A 20068-nucleotide genomic window follows, 5' to 3' on the forward strand; every position below is an offset into this window, starting at 1 on the left:
TTTTTGTGTGAGGACTTTTTTGATGGAGGTTAGTATGGAAAGAAAACGATGGCGTCGCTTGTTTATACTCAATGAAAATCAAAAAGCAAACTAGGAAGCTAGCCGCAGGTTGCTCAAAGCACTGCTTTGAGGTTGTGGATAGAACTGACGAAGTCAGTAACCATAGCTACGGTAAGGTGAAGCTGACGTGGTTTGAAGAGATTTTCGAAGAGTATTAGATAAGTGAAGTATTTTAAAGGAATTAAAAAGGAGAAATAAAATGAAAAATAAACGTTTAATTGGAATTATTGCTGCATTAGCAGTCTTAGTAACAGGAAGCTTGATTTATTCTTCAATGAATAAATCAGAAGCTCAGAATAATAAGAATGAAAAGAAAGTTGCCAAAGTTGGTGTTCTTCAGTTTGTGAGCCATCCATCTCTTGATTTGATTTATAAAGGGATCCAAGATGGGCTTGCAGAAGAAGGTTATAAAGATGACCAGTTGAAGATCGACTTTATGAACTCAGAAGGTGACCAAAGTAAGGTTGCGACAATGAGTAAACAATTGGTTGCAAATGGAAATGACCTTGTGGTTGGTATTGCGACACCAGCTGCTCAAGGTTTGGCTAGTGCCACAAAAGACCTACCGGTTATCATGGCTGCTATTACAGACCCAATTGGTGCTAACTTGGTCAAAGATTTGAAAAAACCAGGTGGCAACATTACAGGGGTATCTGACCACAATCCAGCTCAACAACAAGTTGAACTCATCAAAGCTTTGACACCGAATGTGAAAACAATCGGAGCTCTTTACTCAAGTAGCGAAGACAATTCAAAAACACAGGTCGAAGAATTTAAGGCTTATGCTGAAAAAGCAGGTCTGACAGTGGAAACATTTGCAGTTCCTTCAACAAATGAAATTGCCTCAACTGTCACTGTTATGACTAGCAAGGTAGATGCTATTTGGGTTCCAATTGATAACACCATTGCATCAGGATTTCCAACGGTTGTCTCTAGCAATCAAAGTTCTAAGAAACCAATTTATCCAAGTGCGACAGCTATGGTAGAAGTAGGTGGTTTGGCATCCGTTGTAGTTGACCAACATGACCTTGGTGTGGCAACTGGAAAAATGATTGCGCAAGTCTTGAAAGGTGCGAAACCAGCTGATACTCCAGTCAATGTCTTTTCAACTGGTAAGTCAGTCATCAATAAAAAAATAGCACAAGAACTAGGTATTACGATTCCTGAGTCTGTTCTCAAAGAAGCAGGACAAGTCATCGAATAAATAAGGAAGGGAGGAGGAGACTCTTCCCATTTTTTAAAAAGATGAATATAGAAAGGATTAAATAAAATATGATTGTTTCCATTATTTCTCAAGGATTTGTCTGGGCTATTTTAGGTCTGGGAATCTTTATGACATTTAGGATTTTAAACTTTCCAGATATGACGACAGAAGGTTCCTTCCCTCTTGGGGGAGCTGTTGCTGTCACTTTGATAACCAAAGGTGTGAACCCCTTTTTAGCGACACTTGTTGCTATTGGAGCCGGTTGTTTGGCTGGAATGGCAGCAGGCCTTCTTTATACAAAAGGGAAGATCCCCACTTTGCTCTCAGGGATTTTGGTGATGACTTCTTGTCACTCAATCATGCTCTTGATTATGGGACGTGCGAATTTAGGCCTGCTTGGAACCAAGCAAATTCAGGATGTTTTGCCTTTTGATTCAGACTTGAACCAACTCTTGACAGGTCTTATCTTTGTCAGTCTTGTCATTGCTCTCATGCTCTTTTTCTTGGACACCAAACTCGGACAAGCCTATATTGCTACAGGTGACAATCCTGATATGGCTAGAAGTTTCGGGATTCATACTGGACGCATGGAGCTTATGGGCTTGGTCTTATCAAATGGTGTGATTGCCCTTGCAGGAGCTCTCATTGCCCAGCAAGAAGGCTATGCCGATGTATCTAGAGGAATCGGGGTTATCGTTGTGGGGCTTGCAAGTTTGATTATTGGAGAAGTTATCTTCAAGAGTTTGAGCTTGGCAGAACGTCTAGTTACCATCGTTGTAGGTTCTATCGCTTATCAATTCTTAGTGTGGGCAGTTATTGCGCTTGGCTTTAATACAAGTTACCTTCGTTTATACAGTGCCTTGATTTTAGCAGTCTGTCTCATGATTCCAACATTTAAGCAAACAATCTTGAAAGGAGCCAAATTAAGCAAATGACAGCAATTGTAGAATTAAAAAATGCAACCAAAGTCGTTAAAAATGGCTTTGATGAAGAAAAGATTATTTTAAATGATGTTTCCTTAGAAATTTTTGAACAGGATTTCATCACGATTTTAGGTGGAAATGGTGCTGGGAAATCAACTCTCTTTAACACTATTGCAGGAACCTTGTCATTAACCAGTGGAACCATCCGTATTTTGGGTGAAGATGTTACTAAGTTTTCACCAGAGAAGCGGGCTAAGTATCTGTCTCGAGTCTTCCAAGATCCAAAGATGGGGACAGCTCCTCGTATGACAGTGGCAGAGAATCTCTTGATTGCCAAGTTTCGTGGTGAAAAGCGTGAACTATTTCCACGACGCTTGACTAGTTATAAGGATGAGTTTCAGACAACAATTGAAAAAGTAGGAAATGGTCTTGAGAAACACTTGAATACACCGATTGAGTTTTTATCAGGTGGTCAAAGACAAGCCTTGAGTCTCTTGATGGCAACCTTGAAGCGACCTGAATTACTCTTGCTAGACGAGCATACTGCAGCTCTTGATCCAAAGACCAGTGTTTCCCTCATGGAATTGACAGATGAATTTGTCAAGAAAGATCAGTTGACAACTCTTATGATTACTCATCACATGGAAGATGCTCTCAAATATGGCAATCGTTTAATTGTCATGAAAGAAGGACGAATTATTCAAGATTTGAACCAAGAAGAAAAAGCAAAAATGAAAATCTCTGATTATTATCAACTCTTTGAATAAAGTAGGGAAAATGCGTGAAATGGTTTACTTTTTTTCTGAAATAAAGTATACTATATAAAGTAAACTATGATAACATGGAGGTATTGTGTATGGTTGACAAACAAGTCATTGAAGAAATCAAAAACAATGCCAACATTGTGGAAGTCATAGGAGATGTGATTTCTTTACAAAAGGCAGGACGGAACTATCTAGGGCTCTGTCCTTTTCATGGTGAAAAAACACCTTCTTTCAACGTTGTAGAGGACAAGCAGTTTTACCACTGTTTTGGTTGTGGTCGCTCAGGTGACGTCTTTAAGTTCATCGAGGAGTACCAAGGGGTTCCCTTTATGGAGGCTGTCCAAATCTTAGGTCAGCGTGTCGGGATAGAGATGGAAAAACCGCTTTATAGTGAACAGAAGCCAGCTTCACCCCACCAAGCTCTTTATGATATGCACGAAGATGCTGCCAAATTTTATCATGCTATTCTCATGACAACGACCATGGGGGAAGAGGCCAGAAACTACCTTTATCAGCGTGGTTTGACAGATGAAGTGCTAAAGCATTTTCGGATTGGTTTAGCACCTCCAGAACGAAACTATCTCTATCAACGTTTGTCTGGTCAGTATCGTGATGAGGATTTTCTAGATTCAGGGCTATTTTACCTATCAGATGCCAATCAATTTGTAGACACTTTTCACAATCGGATTATGTTTCCCCTGACAAATGATCAGGGAAAGGTCATTGCCTTCTCAGGTCGTATCTGGCAGAAAACGGATTCACAAACTTCTAAGTATAAAAATAGCCGATCGACTGCAATTTTTAACAAAAGTTACGAATTATATCATATGGATAGGGCAAAAAAATCTTCTGGAAAAGCCAGTGAGATTTATCTGATGGAAGGATTCATGGATGTTATCGCAGCCTATCGGGCTGGAATCGAAAATGCTGTGGCGTCCATGGGAACAGCCTTGAGTCGCGAGCATGTTGAGCATCTAAAAAGGTTAACCAAGAAGTTGGTTCTTGTTTACGATGGCGATAAGGCTGGGCAAGCTGCGACATTGAAAGCGCTGGACGAAATTGGTGAGATGCCTGTGCAGATCATCAGCATGCCTGATAACTTGGATCCAGATGAGTATCTACAAAAAAATGGTCCAGAAGACTTGGCCTATCTATTAACGAAAACTCGTATTAGTCCGATTGAGTTTTACATTCACCAGTACAAGCCTGAAAATAGTGAAAATCTACAGGCTCAGATTGAGTTTATTGAAAAAATAGCTCCCTTGATTGTTCAAGAAAAGTCCATCACTGCTCAAAACAGCTATATTCATATTTTAGCTGACAGTCTGGTGTCCTTTGATTATGCCCAGATTGAGCAGATTATTAATGAGAGTCGTCAGGCGCAAAGGCAGAATCGCATGGAAGGAATTTCCAGACCGACGCCAATCACCATGCCTGTCACCAAGCAGTTATCGGCTATTATGAGGGCAGAAGCCCATCTACTTTATAGAATGATGGAATCCCCTCTTGTTTTGAATGATTACCGATTGCGGGAAGACTTTTCATTTGATACACCTGAATTTCAGGTCTTATATGACTTGCTTGGTCAGTATGGCAATCTTCCTCCAGAAGTTCTAGCAGAACAGACAGAGGAAGTTGAAAGAGCTTGGTACCAAGTTTTAGCTCAGGATTTACCTGCTGAGATGTCACCGCAGGAACTTAGTGAAGTAGAGATGACTCGAAACAAGGCTCTCTTGAATCAGGACAATATGAGAATCAAAAAGAAGGTGCAGGAAGCTAGCCATGTAGGAGATACAGACACAGCCTTAGAAGAATTGGAACGTTTAATTTCCCAAAAGAGAAGAATGGAGTAATAATGGCAACAAAACAAAAAGAAGTAACAACATTTGACGTACAAGTAGCAGAATTTATCCGTAATCATAAGCAAAAAGGGACAGCAACAGACGATGAAATCAATGCTAGTCTTGTCGTTCCTTTTACCTTGGACGCTGATGGAATTGAAGATCTCTTGCAACGGATTCAGGATGCAGGAATTTCTATCACAGATAACGAAGGAAATCCAAGTGCGCGTGTTCTTAGCACTGAAGAAGAACCAGAACTCAGCGATGAGGACTTGATTGGTTCAACTTCTGCTAAGGTTAATGACCCTGTCCGTATGTACTTGAAAGAAATCGGGGTCGTTCCTCTCTTGACCAATGAAGAGGAAAAAGAATTGGCACTAGCAGTTGAAGCTGGTGATATCGAAGCCAAACAACGTCTTGCGGAAGCCAACCTTCGTTTGGTTGTTTCTATTGCCAAACGCTATGTTGGCCGTGGTATGCAGTTCCTTGACTTGATTCAAGAAGGGAATATGGGCTTGATGAAGGCGGTTGACAAGTTTGACTATTCTAAAGGGTTCAAGTTCTCAACTTATGCAACTTGGTGGATTCGTCAGGCTATCACTCGTGCTATTGCGGACCAAGCTCGTACCATCCGTATCCCAGTTCACATGGTTGAAACCATCAATAAATTGGTTCGTGAACAGCGTAACCTCCTTCAAGAATTGGGTCAAGACCCAACACCAGAACAAATCGCTGAACGTATGGATATGACACCTGATAAGGTTCGTGAAATCTTGAAGATTGCCCAAGAACCAGTATCTCTTGAAACTCCTATTGGTGAAGAGGATGATAGCCACCTTGGGGACTTTATCGAAGATGAAGTGATTGAAAATCCAGTGGACTATACAACTCGTATCGTCTTGCGTGAGCAGTTGGATGAGGTCTTGGATACTCTTACAGACCGTGAAGAAAATGTTTTGCGTCTGCGTTTTGGGCTTGATGATGGTAAAATGCGTACCCTTGAAGATGTGGGTAAAGTATTTAACGTAACCCGTGAGCGTATCCGTCAGATTGAAGCAAAGGCTTTGAGAAAACTACGCCAACCAAGTCGTAGTAAACCGCTTCGTGATTTTATTGAAGACTAAGAGTGAGGATGAATATGGCTTATACAGAAGAGCAAATTGAAAATATCAAAACACGAATTTTATCAGCCTTGGAAGAAGTTATTGACCCTGAGTTGGGAATCGATATTGTCAATCTTGGTTTGATCTATGAGATTCGTTTTGACGGCGACACAGGACAAACAGAGATTGATATGACGTTGACAACCATGGGTTGTCCCTTGGCAGATCTTTTGACGGATCAGATTTATGATGCTATGACAGAGGTTCCAGAAGTAACGGATACTGAGGTTAAATTAGTCTGGTATCCAGCCTGGACTGTTGAAAAAATGAGTCGCTATGCACGCATTGCCCTAGGCATTAAGTAAACATATAAAAGCATGTGAGAGATTATTGGAAGAGCGAGGAAATTTCCCCCTCTTTTCCTCTAGTCTCTCCTTTCTTTTGCTGATTTTATTCAAAGAAAATGATATAATAGTAGTTATGGAAAAAAAGAAATTACGCATCAATATGTTGAGTTCAAGTGAGAAAGTAGCAGGACAAGGAGTTTCAGGTGCCTACCGTGAATTAGTTCGTCTTCTTCACCGAGATGCAAAGGACCAATTGATTGTTACAGAAAATCTTCCAATCGAGGCAGATGTGACTCACTTTCATACCATTGATTTCCCCTATTATTTATCAACATTCCAAAAGAAACGCTCAGGAAGGAAAATTGGCTATGTGCATTTCTTACCTGATACACTTGAGGGAAGTTTGAAAATTCCATTTTTCTTAAAGGGAATTGTGAAACGCTATGTATTTTCTTTTTACAACCGGATGGAGCACTTGGTTGTGGTAAACCCGATGTTTATTGAGGATTTGGTGGCAGCTGGTATTCCACGTGAAAAAGTGACCTATATTCCTAACTTTGTCAACAAGGAAAAATGGCATCCTCTTCCGCAAGAAGAGATAGTCAGACTGCGAACAGAGCTAGGTCTTAGTGATAATCAGTTTATCGTAGTAGGTGCTGGTCAAGTTCAGAAACGTAAAGGGATTGATGACTTTATCCGTCTGGCTGAGGAATTGCCGCAGATTACCTTTATCTGGGCTGGTGGTTTCTCTTTTGGTGGTATGACAGATGGTTATGAACGCTACAAGAAAATGATGGAAAATCCCCCTAAAAATTTGATTTTTCCAGGTATTGTATCGCCAGAGCGGATGCGCGAATTGTATGCCCTAGCGGACCTTTTCTTATTGCCTAGTTATAATGAGCTCTTCCCTATGACGATTTTAGAGGCTGCTAGTTGTGAGGCTCCTATTATGCTACGTGATTTGGATCTTTATAAGGTGATTTTAGAGGGAAATTATCGGGCGACAGCAGATAGAGAAGAGATGAAAGAGGCTATTTTAGAATATCAAGCAAATCCTGCTGCCTTGAAAGACCTCAAAGAAAAAGCTAAGAATATTTCCAGAGAGTATTCAGAAGAGCATCTGTTACAAATCTGGTTGGACTTTTATGAGAAACAAGCTGCTTTAGGGAGAAAGTAAAAAGTGAGGTAATCTATGCGAATTGGTTTATTTACAGATACCTATTTTCCTCAGGTTTCTGGTGTTGCGACCAGTATTCGAACCTTGAAAACAGAACTTGAAAAGCAGGGACATGCTGTTTTTATCTTTACGACGACAGATAAGGATGTCAATCGTTACGAAGATTGGCAAATCATCCGCATTCCAAGTGTTCCCTTTTTTGCTTTTAAGGATCGCCGCTTTGCCTATCGAGGATTCAGCAAGGCGCTTGAAATTGCCAAACAATATCAGCTAGATATTATCCACACTCAGACAGAATTTTCTCTTGGCCTGTTGGGGATTTGGATTGCGCGTGAATTGAAGATTCCAGTCATCCATACCTATCACACTCAATACGAAGACTATGTCCACTATATTGCTAAGGGGATGTTGATTCGTCCGAGTATGGTCAAGTACTTGGTTAGAGGTTTCTTGCATGATGTAGATGGGGTTATTTGCCCGAGTGAGATTGTCCGTGACTTGTTATCTGACTATAAGGTCAAGGTGGAAAAGAGAGTTATTCCAACTGGTATTGAATTAGCCAAGTTTGAACGTCCAGAAATCAAGCAAGAAAATCTGAAAGAACTGCGTACTAAACTAGGGATTCAAGATGATGAAAAGATGTTGCTTAGCCTTTCCAGAATTTCCTATGAAAAAAATATTCAAGCAGTACTAGCAGCCTTTGCAGAAGTTCTGAAAGAAGAAGACAAGGTTAAACTGGTGGTATCTGGGGATGGTCCTTATCTGGATGACCTCAAAGAGCAAGCCCAGAAACTAGAGATTCAAGACTCTGTTGTCTTTACAGGGATGATTGCTCCTAGTGAGACAGCTCTTTACTATAAGGCGGCGGATTTCTTCATCTCGGCATCGACAAGTGAAACCCAAGGCTTGACCTACTTGGAAAGCTTAGCTAGTGGGACTCCTGTAATTGCACATGGAAATCCTTATCTGGACAATCTGATCAATGGCAAGATGTTTGGAACCTTGTATTACGGTGAACATGATTTGGCTGGTGCTATTTTGGAAGCCCTGATTGCAACACCAGACATGAATGAGCATACTTTATCAGAGAAGTTGTACGAGATTTCAGCTGAGAACTTTGGAAAACGGGTGCATGAGTTTTATCTTGACGCTATTATTTCAAATAATTTCCAGAAAGATTTAGCCAAAGATGATACGGTCAGCCAGCGTATCTTTAAGACAGTTTTGTATCTACCGCAAAAGGTGGTCGCTGTGCCTGTAAAAGGCTCTAGACGCATGCTGAGGGCTTCAAAAACACAGTTAATCAGCATCAGAGATTATTGGAAAGACCATGAAGAATAGAAAGAGGAATAGCTATGAAAAAACAATTAATGAGAAGCAGTCGTGATAAAAAGATTGCTGGTGTTTGTGCTGGAGTGGCCCATTATCTAGATATGGATCCAACTATCGTTCGAGTCATTTGGGGTGTCCTTGCTTGCTGTTACGGAGCGGGAGTTCTAGCTTATATCATTTTATGGATTATCGCACCTGTAGCAAGTGACTATTGAAAACTAGCTCAATTCATGCTAAGATAATAGAAAATAGAATGCAACGAAGGAGAGAAAAATGGCATTTGGAGATAATGGAAATCGTAAAAAAACTATGTTTGAGAAAATAACCTTGTTTATCGTGATTATCATGCTAGTAGCAAGTTTATTGGGAATTTTTGCAACTGCAATTGGTGCCCTTAGTAATCTATAGAATAGATTCAAGAAAATTTAGTGACTGGGATTTCCCAGCCCTTTTTTAAAGTGAGAAGAAAAAATGAGTATGTTTTTAGATACAGCCAAGATTAAGGTCAAGGCTGGTAATGGTGGTGATGGCATGGTTGCCTTTCGCCGTGAAAAATATGTCCCTAATGGCGGTCCTTGGGGCGGTGATGGTGGTCGTGGAGGCAATGTCGTCTTCGTTGTAGACGAAGGACTACGTACTCTCATGGATTTCCGCTATAACCGTCATTTCAAGGCTGATTCTGGTGAAAAAGGAATGACCAAAGGGATGCATGGTCGTGGTGCAGAGGATCTCAGAGTTCGTGTTCCACAAGGTACGACTGTGCGTGATGCGGAAACTGGCAAGGTCTTGACAGATTTGATTGAACATGGTCAAGAATTTATCGTTGCCCACGGTGGTCGTGGTGGACGTGGAAACATCCGATTTGCGACACCAAAAAATCCTGCACCTGAAATCTCTGAAAATGGAGAACCAGGTCAGGAACGTGAGTTACAATTGGAACTAAAAATCCTTGCAGATGTTGGTTTAGTGGGCTTCCCATCTGTTGGGAAATCAACCCTTTTAAGTGTTATCACATCTGCTAAACCTAAAATTGGTGCCTACCACTTTACGACCATTGTGCCAAATTTAGGTATGGTTCGTACTCAATCAGGTGACTCCTTTGCAGTAGCTGATTTACCAGGTTTGATTGAAGGTGCTAGTCAAGGTGTTGGTTTGGGAACCCAGTTCCTCCGCCATATCGAGCGTACACGTGTCATCCTTCACATCGTTGATATGTCAGCTAGCGAAGGACGTGATCCATATGAGGACTACCTAGCGATCAATAAAGAGCTGGAGTCATACAATCTTCGCCTCATGGAGCGTCCACAGATTATTGTAGCCAATAAGATGGATATGCCTGAAAGTCAGGAAAATCTTGAAGAATTCAAGAAGAAATTAGCTGAAAATTACGATGAATTTGAAGAGCTACCAGCTATTTTCCCAATATCTGGTTTGACCAAGCAAGGTCTGGCTACACTTTTGGATGCTACAGCTGAATTGTTAGATAAGACACCAGAATTCTTACTATACGACGAGTCAGATATGGAAGAAGAAGCTTACTATGGCTTTGACGAGGAAGAGAAAGCATTTGAAATTAGTCGTGATGATGATGCAACATGGGTGCTTTCTGGTGAAAAACTCATGAAACTCTTCAATATGACCAACTTTGATCGTGACGAATCAGTCATGAAATTTGCCCGTCAATTACGTGGTATGGGTGTTGATGAAGCCCTTCGTGCGCGTGGTGCTAAAGATGGTGACTTGGTCCGCATTGGTAAATTTGAGTTTGAATTTGTAGACTAGGAGATTGGTATGGGAGATAAACCGATATCTTTCCGAGATGCGGATGGCAATTTTGTTTCCGCCGCAGACGTTTGGAATGAAAAGAAATTGGAAGAACTATTTAATCGTCTCAATCCAAATCGTGCCTTGAGATTGGCACGAACTAAAAAAGACAATCCATCTTAAATACGTAAGATAAAACTCCAATTATCAGTCAAGTTAACTGTAACAAATAGAAGCTAAGATCGAGAAAGGGCAAAATTTGTCCTTTCTTTTCACTTATAAATTATAATATATTGAAATGGAATATAAACAAATAGACTAGGAAATTCAAATTAAATGACTAACAAGGCTTTATAAGTCGTGTTGTCCTATTCTAGCTTCAAGACATTGTATTTTTTCTATTGAAAAAGAATTTTTTTACAAAAATAGTTGGTTATTTAGTTTATTTATGCTATAATAGGAGCAATTATTTTTAGGAGGTGTCAGCATGTCTTATTTGTTTGAGATATTACCGAGTTTATTGAGCGGTGCAAGCATGACTTTACAGGTTTTTGTGCTGGTCTTGATTTTTTCTATTCCCTTGGGCGTTTTGATTGCCTTTGCCTTGCAAGTCCATTGGAAGCTCCTCCATCATCTGATTAACATTTATATCTGGATCATGCGAGGCACACCCTTGCTCTTGCAGTTGATCTTTATCTATTATGTGCTCCCAAGTATTGGGATCCGTTTGGACCGTCTTCCTGCGGCTATCATTGCCTTTGTTCTCAATTATGCGGCTTACTTTGCTGAAATCTTCCGTGGTGGGATTGATACTATCCCTAAAGGTCAATATGAGGCTGCTAAGGTCTTGAAGTTTACTCCCTTTGCCACAGTTCGCTACATTATTTTGCCTCAGGTAACCAAGATTGTTCTTCCTAGTGTCTTTAATGAAGTCATGAGTTTGGTCAAGGATACTTCTCTGGTCTATGCTCTAGGAATTTCAGATCTTATCTTGGCTAGTCGAACAGCTGCCAACCGTGACGCTAGCCTGGTTCCCATGTTCTTGGCAGGAGCCATTTACTTGATTTTGATTGGGATTGTGACCATTCTTGCCAAAAAAGTTGAGAAGAAGTACAGTTACTATAGATAGGAGGCTGCAATGTTAGAATTACGAAATATCAATAAGGGATTTGGTGAAAAGCAAATTTTATCTAATTTCAGTCTAAACATTCCTGAAAAGCAAATCCTAGCTATCGTTGGACCTTCTGGTGGAGGTAAAACAACTCTCTTACGTATGCTTGCGGGTCTTGAAACCATTGATTCAGGGCAAATCTTTTATAATGGAGAACCTTTAGAACTGGATGAATTGGAGAAGCGGAATTTATTGGGATTTGTATTCCAAGATTTTCAACTTTTCCCTCATTTATCAGTTCTAGATAATTTGACTTTATCACCTGTGAAAACTATGGGAATGAAGCAGGAAGAGGCTGAGAAGAAGGCGCGTGGACTCTTGGAACAGTTAGGACTAGCAGGGCACGCAGATGCCTATCCTTTCTCATTATCTGGTGGGCAAAAGCAGCGGGTGGCCTTGGCGCGTGCTATGATGATTGACCCAGAAATCATTGGCTACGATGAACCGACTTCGGCCCTAGATCCAGAATTACGCTTGGAAGTGGAAAAACTGATCTTGCAAAATAGGGAACTTGGGATGACGCAGATTGTGGTTACCCACGATTTACAATTCGCTGAAAATATCGCGGATCAGATTCTCAAGGTTGAGCCCAAGTAGGAGGTGCCAATGACTAATAAGAAAATTACTTTAGTATTGGTTTCACTCCTGACTCTCTTTTTAACAGCTTGTACTCAGAAGGCTAGTGATCCAAAGCAAGATAACTGGAATAAGTATCAAGAGCAAGGTAGTATAACCATTGGTTTTGACAATACCTTTGTACCCATGGGATTTGAAGAAAAGAATGGCCAATATACAGGATTTGATATTGACTTAGCACAAGCAGTTTCTGAAAAATTAGGTTTTAAGGTTCAATTTCAACCAATCGACTGGGATATGAAGGAGACGGAACTGCAAAATGGGACTATTGATGCCATCTGGAATGGTTATTCTGCCACTAATGAACGCCGAGAGAAAGTTGCCTTTAGCATTCCATATATGGAAAATCAGCAAGTTCTGGTTGCGAAGAAAAGCCAGCAAATTCATTCAGTAGAGGAGATGAAGGATAAGGCCTTGGGTGCCCAAGCTGGGTCCTCTGGTTATCTTGACTTTGAGGCCCAGCCAGATTTATTGAAAAATCGTGTCAAAGACCAGAAGGCCAATCAGTACCAGAGTTTTAATGAGGCCTTGATTGACTTAAAGAATGATCGGATTGATGCCTTGTTGATTGACCGAGTGTATGCTAATTACTATCTTCAGTCTGAGGGGATATTAAATGACTATAATGTCTTTTCGGCTGGATTTGAAAGTGAATCCTTTGCAGTCGGAGTTAGACCAGCTGACAAAAGATTACTACAAGCTTTAAACCAAGCCTTTATTGAACTATACCAAGAAGGAAAGTTCCAGGAAATCAGCCAAAAATGGTTTGGAGAAGATGTAGCAACCAAAGAAGTGAAAAGTAGAGATTGAGTTTTTACTCAGTCTTTTTTTTTGCATCAAAAAATCCTCTGGCAAGAACCAGAGGATAAGAATTTATTTCATTGTTGGGAAGAGCAATACGTCACGGATAGTAGTTGTATCAGTGAGAAGCATGCAGAGACGGTCGATACCGATTCCCAAACCACCTGTTGGAGGCATACCGTATTCAAGAGCCTCAATGTAGTCGTAGTCGATACCTGTCGCTTCATCGTCACCAAGTTCTTTAGCTTTAGCTTGGGCTTCAAAACGGCTAAGTTGATCGATTGGATCGTTGAGCTCAGTAAAGGCATTACCGTACTCCTTAGTCATGATGAAGAGCTCGAAACGGTCAGTAAAGCGTTGGTCTTCAGGATTTTTCTTAGCTAGTGGAGATACAGCTACTGGATGTCCATAGACAAAGGTTGGTTGGATTAAGGTTTCTTCAACAAACTCTTCAAAGAAGGCATTGATGATGTGGCCAACTTCAGTGTAGTGTTTCTCAACTGGAACTTTCTTCTCAGCAGCGATAGCTTTAGCTTCTTCCAAAGTCATGTCTTGCCAGAAATCTACACCAGTAATTTCTTTGATAGCATCCACCATGTGAACACGTTTAAATGGTTCATTGATTTTGATTTCAGTACCTTGGTAGTTGACTGGACCATCGCCTTTAACTGATTTAGCAGCATGTTGGATAATGCCTTCCGTCAAGTCCATGATATCTTGGAAGTCTGCATAAGCTTGGTAAACTTCGATAGAAGTAAACTCAGGGTTATGAGTAGCGTCCATTCCTTCGTTACGGAAGATACGGCCAATTTCATAGACGCGTTCCATACCACCGACGATAAGGCGTTTCAAGTGAAGCTCAGTCGCGATACGAAGCACCATGTCAATGTTTTGGGCATTGTGGTGGGTGATAAATGGACGGGCAGCCGCACCACCAGCTTCGTTGTGAAGAACAGGTGTTTCCACTTCAAGGAAACCTTTTTGGTCAAGGTAACGACGGATTTCAGAAATGATTTTTGAACGAGTGACAAAACGCTCGAAGCTTTCACGGTTCGAAATCAAGTCAAGGTAACGTTTACGGTAAATTGTTTCAACGTCTGTCAAACCATGGAATTTCTCTGGAAGTGGACGAAGTGCTTTAGACAAGTGAGTGATGTGAGTCGCCTTGATAGAGAGTTCTCCCATATCAGTACGCATTACTTCACCTTCGACACCAAGGAAGTCACCAAGGTCTGCTTTTTTGAAGATTTCATAGTTTTCTTCACCGACAGCATCCTTACGAACGTAAATCTGGATTTGACCTTCGCGGTCTTGAAGGTGGGCAAAACCTACTTTACCTTTACCACGTTTGGTTACCAAGCGTCCTGCGATAGTAGCTGTTTCGTTTTTATCGTGTAATTGTTCTTTATCGAGGTCAGCATATTTATCTTTTAATTCTTGTGAATTTGCAGTGCGTTCAAAGCGTTTTCCGAAAGGATCAATTCCTTGTTCACGGAGTGCAGCCATTTTTTCACGGCGAACGATCTGCTGGTCATTTAGTTCTTCCATATGTTCTGTTGACATGGGATCCTCCTAGTTTTACTCAAAATTGAATACGATGAGTCATTTTTGCGATACTCCCATTTTATCATAAATAAGCAAGAAATTCACGGATAATCTTTCAAAACTAAAAAGAACTTGACGCTAAAATCAAGTTCTGTTATTGATAGGAAGTATCATTCCAAGTATCGAGAGTGAATGTTTCAAAATCATGGGTTTCTAGAATGGTTAGGCTGGCATTTGCTAGACCGCCATCTTTACGAAGAAGTGGTTCTTTATAACCTAGAAGAGTACGAAGACTGGCAGTAAGATTAGCACCGTGACCGACAATTAGAATACGCTCAGCAGGACTATCTTTTAATGATTTGATAAATTGGATGGTCCGTTGCGTGGTGCTATAGAGGGATTCAGCTCTGAACATTTGAGTGTCAAACTTGGCAAGATTAGATCGGAAAGCCTGGATTTGTTGCGGGTAAATAGCTTCCAAGGTTGCAATTTTCAAACCTTCTAACTTCCCAAGTTGCCATTCACGGAGATTAGGGACACTTTTTAAAGGACAGGACACCTTGAGTTGACTTTGGATAATCTCGGCAGATCTGATCGCTCGAGGTAAATCACTTGAATAAATCTGATTAAAAGGAATTTCCTTGAGATACTGGCCAAGTTGTTTTAGGGTTTCAATGGATTCAGGAAGAAGGGGGGAATCTCCACTAGCACCTTGAAAACGACCTTCTTGGTTCCAGACAGTACGACCGTGGCGGACAAAGTAGAGTTTCATTACTTGCTGTCCTCCAAGATATCTGCAAAGTCAGCTTTTACAAAGTTAGCCAAGTCTTGTGGCGCGACGATAATGCTGTGACCGACCTCGCCTGCAGAGACAATCATTTGATCCAAGTCTAGGGCGTTTTTATCGATAAAAATGGGGTAATTGTGTTTCTGACGAATTCCGACAGGATTATTAGCTCCATGAATGTAACCTGTTGTTTTTTCCAAGTCCTTTTGTGGAATCATGCTCACTTTTTTATTGCCAGAAATTTTGGCTAGTTTCTTTTCCGACAAGTGTTGAGTGATAGGGACAATTCCGATAATCGGTCCTGTCTTGTCTCCTAAAAGAGCCAAGGTTTTGAAAATCTGATTTCGTTCATAACCTTGAGGAAGCTCTCCTTCCAGGGCATTGATTTGAATCCCCTGATGTGGGATACCTGCTTTAGACAGAATTTGTTCTACCAATGTTTTTTTGATTTTAACTTTTTTTGCCATTATTTATACTTATCCTCCAATTGGCTCATCCAAATACCAAGCCAGATTCCCAGTGCAAAGAAGAAGGCGATGATGACATACCCAACAAGAGAAAGGCCAGTGTATTGGATACTTTCAGCGTTTCCTGCATTTGGAATCAAGATCAAAAGAGTACTTGATAAGACGATTCCGATGATGAAATGATAGACGCGTGAGTGGTAGTTGTTTAAGGCATAATCCATCAATTTTGAAAAAATGATGAGAGTTGCACCTGCCCCGATTCCAATCGGGAAGAAAGTTCCCAAGAGGTCAAAGGTTTTAAAACCTGTCAACATAGGAGCATAGAGGCCCAAAATCAAAAGTAGATTTGATGGGCTGAGGCCAGGTACCAATACACCAAGAGCCAGCAGTGCACCAGCTAGGACGAAATTAAGAAAGCTAGCACTTAAGGTTCCAACGACAAAATTTAAGGCATAGAGACCTAGTCCAGAAATGATAAAGGTTGTCCAGAACCAAGCCAAATCAATCTTGTCTCTGTCAGATTCTCGAGTTGATTCTTTGAGGAGGCTAGGAACCGTACCAATGATGGCACCCGCAAAGCTCCATAAGACAAAGACCTGATAATTTTCAAGCAGGTATTCAATCGGGTAAGAAAATAGGCCAATTCCCAGAAGCATACCGATGGCAACTGGAATAAAGTACAAAACATTTTCTTTAAAGTCTTTAAAAGGGTGGGCAAGAAAGCCAATCATCCGTTCATAAATTCCTAAGATTGCTGCTAGAACCCCTCCGGAAATTCCCGGTAAGATAAATCCAAGAGCAATCACAATCCCTTTAATAATGCGCGCTAACCATGAGAGCATATAGTTCCTCCAACTATTTCTATTTCAAAAAATCCTTACTATATTGTATCACAATCAAACACAAAAAGAAAAAGCAAATGATAAACAAATGCTTTTAAGGTTTTAAAAAGATTTTTCTAAAGGTTTCTTCTTTGTTTTTTAAGGGAGAGATAACGTTGATATCCAAATCGTGGTCAAAGCCGGCAATTTTTCCTTTAGATGTGTATTGGTGAATATCATAATCTAAGTCAGTTTTAGGACTGCTCTCCAAAAATCCTGAGTTAGAGCCGTAGGACGGAATCCAAACAGAGGTAAACTTGCCTGTATCAATACTATGTTCTTCCATGAAATAGACCCCAACGTAGATTCCGATGTTTTTAGCACCTAGTGATGCTAGTTTTGCTCGAAAGGCTTCAACACCCTCGTTCATATTGGACATGGTTTTGTCTTCTACGTCTAGCCAGTAGTAACTAGGGCTGTAAGGAGAGGCTGCATTGTAGAAAACCTCAGCGGCTTTTTCCATTTCTTGGACACTTTTTCCAGCTACATAAGCGTAGACAGCAACTGGGACATTCCGCTTTTGAAGTTCAGTGATATGACTCTTATAGGCCTTGTCTATTCCATTGATAAAGGAAGCATCATTTTCTTTTGTCGTTTGAGCACCACTGTGAACACGAACAATAGCGCCTGAAATATTTTGTGAGAGGGCGTCGTAGTTGATTTCCTCAGGACGCTGCCAGCCAGAGAGGTCAATAATCGGTTTGTCTAAGTGTTTCAAAGCCTGTGCTTCAATCTGTGCTATATTGGATTTTGTTTTAAACGATTGGTTGTCATTAAGTGGGCGATTGATGATTAAAATGAAAATTATAATCCCAAAAAAACTAAATAAAATAAGTGGATGAATTTGTTTTCTCATATCTCATAATTTTACCCTAAAAATGAAAAAAAATCAAAAAAAATGGGTTAAGGAAAGGACTTTGGAGCATTTTTTCATTCAAGGGCGCGGAATGATTTGAAATATGGTATAATAAAAGGGAATTTCTAGAGAAAAGAGAAGATTATGTCAAATTATGCCATTATTTTAGCAGCGGGTAAAGGGACTCGCATGAAATCTGATTTGCCAAAAGTTTTGCACAAGGTTGCGGGTATTTCTATGTTGGAACATGTTTTCCGTAGTGTGGGAGCTATCCAACCTGAAAAGACAGTCACAGTTGTCGGACACAAGGCGGAATTGGTTGAAGAGGTCTTGGCTGGACAGACAGAATTTGTGACTCAATCTGAACAGTTAGGGACTGGTCATGCGGTTATGATGACAGAGCCTATCTTAGAAGGTTTGTCAGGTCACACCTTGGTCATTGCAGGAGATACTCCTTTAATCACAGGTGAAAGCTTGAAAAACTTGATTGATTTCCACATCAATCATAAAAATGTGGCCACTATCTTGACTGCTGAAACAGATAATCCTTTTGGCTATGGGCGAATTGTACGTAATGACAATGCTGAGGTTCTTCGCATTGTTGAGCAGAAGGATGCTACAGATTTTGAAAAGCAAATCAAGGAAATCAATACTGGAACATATGTCTTTGACAACGAGCGTTTGTTTGAGGCTTTGAAAAATATCAATACCAATAATGCTCAAGGTGAATACTATATTACAGATGTCATTGGCATTTTCCGTGAAGCTGGTGAAAAAGTTGGCGCTTATACTTTGAAAGATTTTGATGAAAGTCTTGGTGTAAATGACCGTGTGGCTCTTGCGACAGCTGAGTCAGTTATGCGTCGTCGCATCAATCATCAACACATGGTCAATGGTGTTAGCTTTGTCAATCCAGAGGCAACTTATATTGATATTGATGTTAAGATTGCTCCTGAAGTTCAAATCGAAGCCAATGTTACCTTGAAAGGGCAAACGAAAATTGGTGCTGAGACTGTTTTGACAAATGGAACGTATGTAGTGGATAGCACTATCGGAGCAGGAGCTGTCATTACCAATTCTATGATTGAGGAAAGTAGTGTTGCAGACGGTGTGACAGTCGGACCTTATGCCCACATTCGTCCAGGTTCAAGTATCGCTAGCCAAGCACATATTGGAAATTTTGTTGAGGTAAAAGGGTCTTCAATCGGTGAGAATACCAAGGCTGGTCATTTGACTTATATCGGAAACTGTGAAGTGGGTAGCCATGTTAATTTTGGTGCAGGAACCATTACAGTCAACTATGACGGCAAAAACAAATACAAGACAGTCATTGGCAACAATGTCTTTGTTGGTTCAAATTCAACCATTATTGCGCCAGTTGAGTTAGGTGACAATTCCCTCGTTGGAGCTGGTTCAACTATTACTAAAGACGTGCCAGCAGATGCGATTGCGATTGGTCGCGGTCGTCAGGTCAATAAAGACGAATATGCAACACGTCTTCCTCACCATCCTAAGAATCAGTAGGAGCTTATCATGGAATTTGAAGAAAAAACACTTAGCAGAAAAGAAATCTATCAAGGACCAATATTTAAACTGGTACAAGATCAGGTTGAATTGCCAGAAGGCAAGGGAACTGCCCAACGTGATTTGATTTTCCACAATGGAGCTGTCTGTGTTTTAGCTGTAACCGATGAACAAAAACTCATCTTGGTCAAGCAGTACCGTAAGGCTATCGAGGCTGTCTCTTACGAAATTCCAGCTGGAAAATTGGAAGTAGGAGAAAATATAGACCCTGTAGCAGCAGCCCTTCGTGAATTAGAGGAAGAAACAGCCTATACAGGGAAGTTAGAACTTTTGTATGACTTTTATTCAGCTATTGGCTTTTGTAATGAAAAGTTAAAACTATACCTAGCGAGTGACTTGACAAAGGTTGAAAATCCGCGTCCTCAGGATGAAGATGAAACCTTGGAAGTCCTTGAAGTGAGCTTAGAAGAAGCCAAGGAATTAATCCAATCAGGTCATATCTGTGATGCCAAGACAATTATGGCTGTTCAATATTGGGAATTGCACAAAAAATAGAGGAGGTCAGTATGGGTAAACCTTTATTAACGGATGAAATGATTGAAAGAGCTAATAGAGGCGAAAAAATTTCAGGTCCCCCTTTGCTAGATGATAATGAGGAGACCAAGATTTTACCAACCTCTTCTTCCCGTTTTGGTTATGCCAATCCTAAGGAACATGGTTTTAGCCAGGAAACCTTGAAGATTCAGGTCGAACCGTCTATTCATAAAAGCCGTCGCATTGAAAATACCAAGAGAAATGTCTTCAATTCTAAGTTGAATAAGATTTTATTTGCAGTCATCTTTCTCTTGATTTTGCTTGTTTTAGCAATGAAACTTTTGTAATCGA

At 40.5% G+C, this 20068-nt stretch carries 24 protein-coding genes; 19 read left to right on the forward strand and 5 right to left on the reverse strand.

Going from position 1 to position 20068, the window contains the following annotated elements:
• Window positions 1–71 precede the first annotated feature (71 nt).
• From SMSK564_RS13595 to SMSK564_RS05270, 16 genes are all read left to right on the forward strand, one after another.
• Window positions 72–218: a hypothetical protein gene (locus SMSK564_RS13595; protein ID WP_000694302.1), complete on the forward strand. Its 147-nt coding sequence runs from the start codon at window positions 72–74 to the stop codon at window positions 216–218.
• Between the two features lie 41 nt (window positions 219–259).
• Window positions 260–1264 carry a tryptophan ABC transporter substrate-binding protein gene (gene trpX / locus SMSK564_RS05200; protein WP_000792170.1) on the forward strand — a complete coding sequence of 335 codons (1005 nt, stop codon included), beginning with the start codon at window positions 260–262 and terminating at the stop codon, window positions 1262–1264.
• Between the two features lie 68 nt (window positions 1265–1332).
• Complete coding sequence (locus SMSK564_RS05205; protein WP_000637231.1) at window positions 1333–2199, forward strand: ABC transporter permease; 867 nt, start codon at window positions 1333–1335, stop codon at window positions 2197–2199.
• A complete protein-coding gene (locus SMSK564_RS05210) occupies window positions 2196–2954 on the forward strand; it encodes an ABC transporter ATP-binding protein (RefSeq protein WP_000125435.1) in 759 nt (252 codons plus the stop codon). The genes SMSK564_RS05205 and SMSK564_RS05210 overlap by 4 nt, the downstream gene beginning before the upstream one ends.
• Window positions 2955–3043: 89 nt before the next feature.
• A complete protein-coding gene (gene dnaG, locus SMSK564_RS05215) occupies window positions 3044–4804 on the forward strand; it encodes a DNA primase (protein WP_000227868.1) in 1761 nt (586 codons plus the stop codon).
• A 2-nt stretch (window positions 4805–4806) separates the two neighbouring features.
• Window positions 4807–5916: an RNA polymerase sigma factor RpoD gene (gene rpoD / locus SMSK564_RS05220; protein WP_000201907.1), complete on the forward strand. Its 1110-nt coding sequence runs from the start codon at window positions 4807–4809 to the stop codon at window positions 5914–5916.
• 14 nt (window positions 5917–5930) lie between these two features.
• Entirely contained in the window at window positions 5931–6260 is a 330-nt protein-coding gene (locus SMSK564_RS05225; protein ID WP_000331925.1) for a metal-sulfur cluster assembly factor, read from the forward strand.
• A 115-nt stretch (window positions 6261–6375) separates the two neighbouring features.
• Window positions 6376–7419, forward strand: coding sequence for an alpha-galactosylglucosyldiacylglycerol synthase (cpoA, locus tag SMSK564_RS05230; RefSeq protein WP_000412286.1), 1044 nt, complete (start codon window positions 6376–6378; stop codon window positions 7417–7419).
• Window positions 7420–7434: 15 nt separating this feature from the next.
• Complete coding sequence (locus tag SMSK564_RS05235) at window positions 7435–8760, forward strand: glycosyltransferase family 4 protein (protein ID WP_001219438.1); 1326 nt, start codon at window positions 7435–7437, stop codon at window positions 8758–8760.
• Window positions 8761–8789: 29 nt separating this feature from the next.
• The gene (locus SMSK564_RS05240; protein ID WP_025170891.1) at window positions 8790–8966 is read left to right on the forward strand and encodes a PspC domain-containing protein; all 177 of its coding nucleotides are present in this window, start codon (window positions 8790–8792) and stop codon (window positions 8964–8966) included.
• Window positions 8967–9024: 58 nt separating this feature from the next.
• Window positions 9025–9159 carry a DUF4044 domain-containing protein gene (locus SMSK564_RS05245; RefSeq protein ID WP_000863859.1) on the forward strand — a complete coding sequence of 45 codons (135 nt, stop codon included), beginning with the start codon at window positions 9025–9027 and terminating at the stop codon, window positions 9157–9159.
• Between the two features lie 63 nt (window positions 9160–9222).
• The gene (obgE, locus tag SMSK564_RS05250) at window positions 9223–10533 is read left to right on the forward strand and encodes a GTPase ObgE (RefSeq protein WP_033630762.1); all 1311 of its coding nucleotides are present in this window, start codon (window positions 9223–9225) and stop codon (window positions 10531–10533) included.
• A gap of 9 nt (window positions 10534–10542) precedes the next feature.
• Window positions 10543–10698, forward strand: coding sequence for a hypothetical protein (locus tag SMSK564_RS05255; protein WP_000502580.1), 156 nt, complete (start codon window positions 10543–10545; stop codon window positions 10696–10698).
• Between the two features lie 304 nt (window positions 10699–11002).
• The gene (locus SMSK564_RS05260) at window positions 11003–11644 is read left to right on the forward strand and encodes an amino acid ABC transporter permease (RefSeq protein ID WP_000120843.1); all 642 of its coding nucleotides are present in this window, start codon (window positions 11003–11005) and stop codon (window positions 11642–11644) included.
• 9 nt (window positions 11645–11653) lie between these two features.
• Complete coding sequence (locus tag SMSK564_RS05265) at window positions 11654–12283, forward strand: amino acid ABC transporter ATP-binding protein (protein ID WP_000891754.1); 630 nt, start codon at window positions 11654–11656, stop codon at window positions 12281–12283.
• Window positions 12284–12292: 9 nt separating this feature from the next.
• A complete protein-coding gene (locus SMSK564_RS05270; RefSeq protein ID WP_000182497.1) occupies window positions 12293–13132 on the forward strand; it encodes an amino acid ABC transporter substrate-binding protein in 840 nt (279 codons plus the stop codon).
• Between the two features lie 63 nt (window positions 13133–13195).
• On the opposite strand, the gene lysS is transcribed toward SMSK564_RS05270, so the two are convergent.
• The 5 genes from lysS to SMSK564_RS05290 form a co-directional block, all read right to left on the reverse strand.
• Window positions 13196–14686, reverse strand: coding sequence for a lysine--tRNA ligase (gene lysS / locus SMSK564_RS05275; protein ID WP_000102452.1), 1491 nt, complete (start codon window positions 14684–14686; stop codon window positions 13196–13198).
• Window positions 14687–14822: 136 nt separating this feature from the next.
• Entirely contained in the window at window positions 14823–15440 is a 618-nt protein-coding gene (locus tag SMSK564_RS05280; RefSeq protein WP_000780835.1) for a histidine phosphatase family protein, read from the reverse strand.
• Complete coding sequence (locus SMSK564_RS0102065; protein ID WP_001085900.1) at window positions 15440–15922, reverse strand: aminoacyl-tRNA deacylase; 483 nt, start codon at window positions 15920–15922, stop codon at window positions 15440–15442. Before SMSK564_RS0102065 ends, SMSK564_RS05280 begins: the two co-directional genes overlap by 1 nt.
• The gene (locus SMSK564_RS05285) at window positions 15922–16764 is read right to left on the reverse strand and encodes a DUF368 domain-containing protein (RefSeq protein WP_000954103.1); all 843 of its coding nucleotides are present in this window, start codon (window positions 16762–16764) and stop codon (window positions 15922–15924) included. Before SMSK564_RS05285 ends, SMSK564_RS0102065 begins: the two co-directional genes overlap by 1 nt.
• 94 nt (window positions 16765–16858) lie before the next feature.
• Window positions 16859–17659, reverse strand: a complete 801-nt coding sequence (locus tag SMSK564_RS05290; RefSeq protein WP_001231220.1) for a GH25 family lysozyme — start codon at window positions 17657–17659, stop codon at window positions 16859–16861.
• A gap of 144 nt (window positions 17660–17803) precedes the next feature.
• On the opposite strand from SMSK564_RS05290, the gene glmU reads away from it, so the two are divergent.
• From glmU to macP, 3 genes are read left to right on the forward strand one after another with little or no spacing between them, the layout of a single operon-like run.
• Entirely contained in the window at window positions 17804–19183 is a 1380-nt protein-coding gene (glmU, locus tag SMSK564_RS05295) for a bifunctional UDP-N-acetylglucosamine diphosphorylase/glucosamine-1-phosphate N-acetyltransferase GlmU (protein ID WP_000073745.1), read from the forward strand.
• A 9-nt stretch (window positions 19184–19192) separates the two neighbouring features.
• Window positions 19193–19738 carry an NUDIX hydrolase gene (locus tag SMSK564_RS05300; protein WP_000393808.1) on the forward strand — a complete coding sequence of 182 codons (546 nt, stop codon included), beginning with the start codon at window positions 19193–19195 and terminating at the stop codon, window positions 19736–19738.
• A gap of 11 nt (window positions 19739–19749) precedes the next feature.
• Window positions 19750–20064: a cell wall synthase accessory phosphoprotein MacP gene (gene macP / locus SMSK564_RS05305; protein ID WP_000517866.1), complete on the forward strand. Its 315-nt coding sequence runs from the start codon at window positions 19750–19752 to the stop codon at window positions 20062–20064.
• The last annotated feature ends 4 nt before the right edge of the window (window positions 20065–20068 follow it).

Source organism: Streptococcus mitis SK564 (genome assembly GCF_000148525.1).
GTDB lineage: Bacteria > Bacillota > Bacilli > Lactobacillales > Streptococcaceae > Streptococcus > Streptococcus mitis_H.

Coding starts and splice junctions, on each gene's coding strand:
- trpX (WP_000792170.1), top strand. CDS start 260: ATGAAAAATAAACGTTTAATTGGAATTATTGCTGCATTAGCAGTCTTA.
- SMSK564_RS05300 (WP_000393808.1), top strand. CDS start 19,193: ATGGAATTTGAAGAAAAAACACTTAGCAGAAAAGAAATCTATCAAGGA.
- SMSK564_RS05240 (WP_025170891.1), top strand. CDS start 8,790: ATGAGAAGCAGTCGTGATAAAAAGATTGCTGGTGTTTGTGCTGGAGTG.
- dnaG (WP_000227868.1), top strand. CDS start 3,044: ATGGTTGACAAACAAGTCATTGAAGAAATCAAAAACAATGCCAACATT.
- SMSK564_RS13595 (WP_000694302.1), top strand. CDS start 72: ATGAAAATCAAAAAGCAAACTAGGAAGCTAGCCGCAGGTTGCTCAAAG.
- cpoA (WP_000412286.1), top strand. CDS start 6,376: ATGGAAAAAAAGAAATTACGCATCAATATGTTGAGTTCAAGTGAGAAA.
- SMSK564_RS05245 (WP_000863859.1), top strand. CDS start 9,025: ATGGCATTTGGAGATAATGGAAATCGTAAAAAAACTATGTTTGAGAAA.
- SMSK564_RS05255 (WP_000502580.1), top strand. CDS start 10,543: ATGGGAGATAAACCGATATCTTTCCGAGATGCGGATGGCAATTTTGTT.
- lysS (WP_000102452.1), bottom strand. CDS start 14,686: ATGTCAACAGAACATATGGAAGAACTAAATGACCAGCAGATCGTTCGC.
- SMSK564_RS05210 (WP_000125435.1), top strand. CDS start 2,196: ATGACAGCAATTGTAGAATTAAAAAATGCAACCAAAGTCGTTAAAAAT.
- SMSK564_RS05265 (WP_000891754.1), top strand. CDS start 11,654: ATGTTAGAATTACGAAATATCAATAAGGGATTTGGTGAAAAGCAAATT.
- SMSK564_RS05260 (WP_000120843.1), top strand. CDS start 11,003: ATGTCTTATTTGTTTGAGATATTACCGAGTTTATTGAGCGGTGCAAGC.
- rpoD (WP_000201907.1), top strand. CDS start 4,807: ATGGCAACAAAACAAAAAGAAGTAACAACATTTGACGTACAAGTAGCA.
- SMSK564_RS05205 (WP_000637231.1), top strand. CDS start 1,333: ATGATTGTTTCCATTATTTCTCAAGGATTTGTCTGGGCTATTTTAGGT.
- macP (WP_000517866.1), top strand. CDS start 19,750: ATGGGTAAACCTTTATTAACGGATGAAATGATTGAAAGAGCTAATAGA.
- SMSK564_RS05225 (WP_000331925.1), top strand. CDS start 5,931: ATGGCTTATACAGAAGAGCAAATTGAAAATATCAAAACACGAATTTTA.
- obgE (WP_033630762.1), top strand. CDS start 9,223: ATGAGTATGTTTTTAGATACAGCCAAGATTAAGGTCAAGGCTGGTAAT.
- SMSK564_RS05280 (WP_000780835.1), bottom strand. CDS start 15,440: ATGAAACTCTACTTTGTCCGCCACGGTCGTACTGTCTGGAACCAAGAA.
- SMSK564_RS05270 (WP_000182497.1), top strand. CDS start 12,293: ATGACTAATAAGAAAATTACTTTAGTATTGGTTTCACTCCTGACTCTC.
- SMSK564_RS05285 (WP_000954103.1), bottom strand. CDS start 16,764: ATGCTCTCATGGTTAGCGCGCATTATTAAAGGGATTGTGATTGCTCTT.
- glmU (WP_000073745.1), top strand. CDS start 17,804: ATGTCAAATTATGCCATTATTTTAGCAGCGGGTAAAGGGACTCGCATG.
- SMSK564_RS05290 (WP_001231220.1), bottom strand. CDS start 17,659: ATGAGAAAACAAATTCATCCACTTATTTTATTTAGTTTTTTTGGGATT.
- SMSK564_RS0102065 (WP_001085900.1), bottom strand. CDS start 15,922: ATGGCAAAAAAAGTTAAAATCAAAAAAACATTGGTAGAACAAATTCTG.
- SMSK564_RS05235 (WP_001219438.1), top strand. CDS start 7,435: ATGCGAATTGGTTTATTTACAGATACCTATTTTCCTCAGGTTTCTGGT.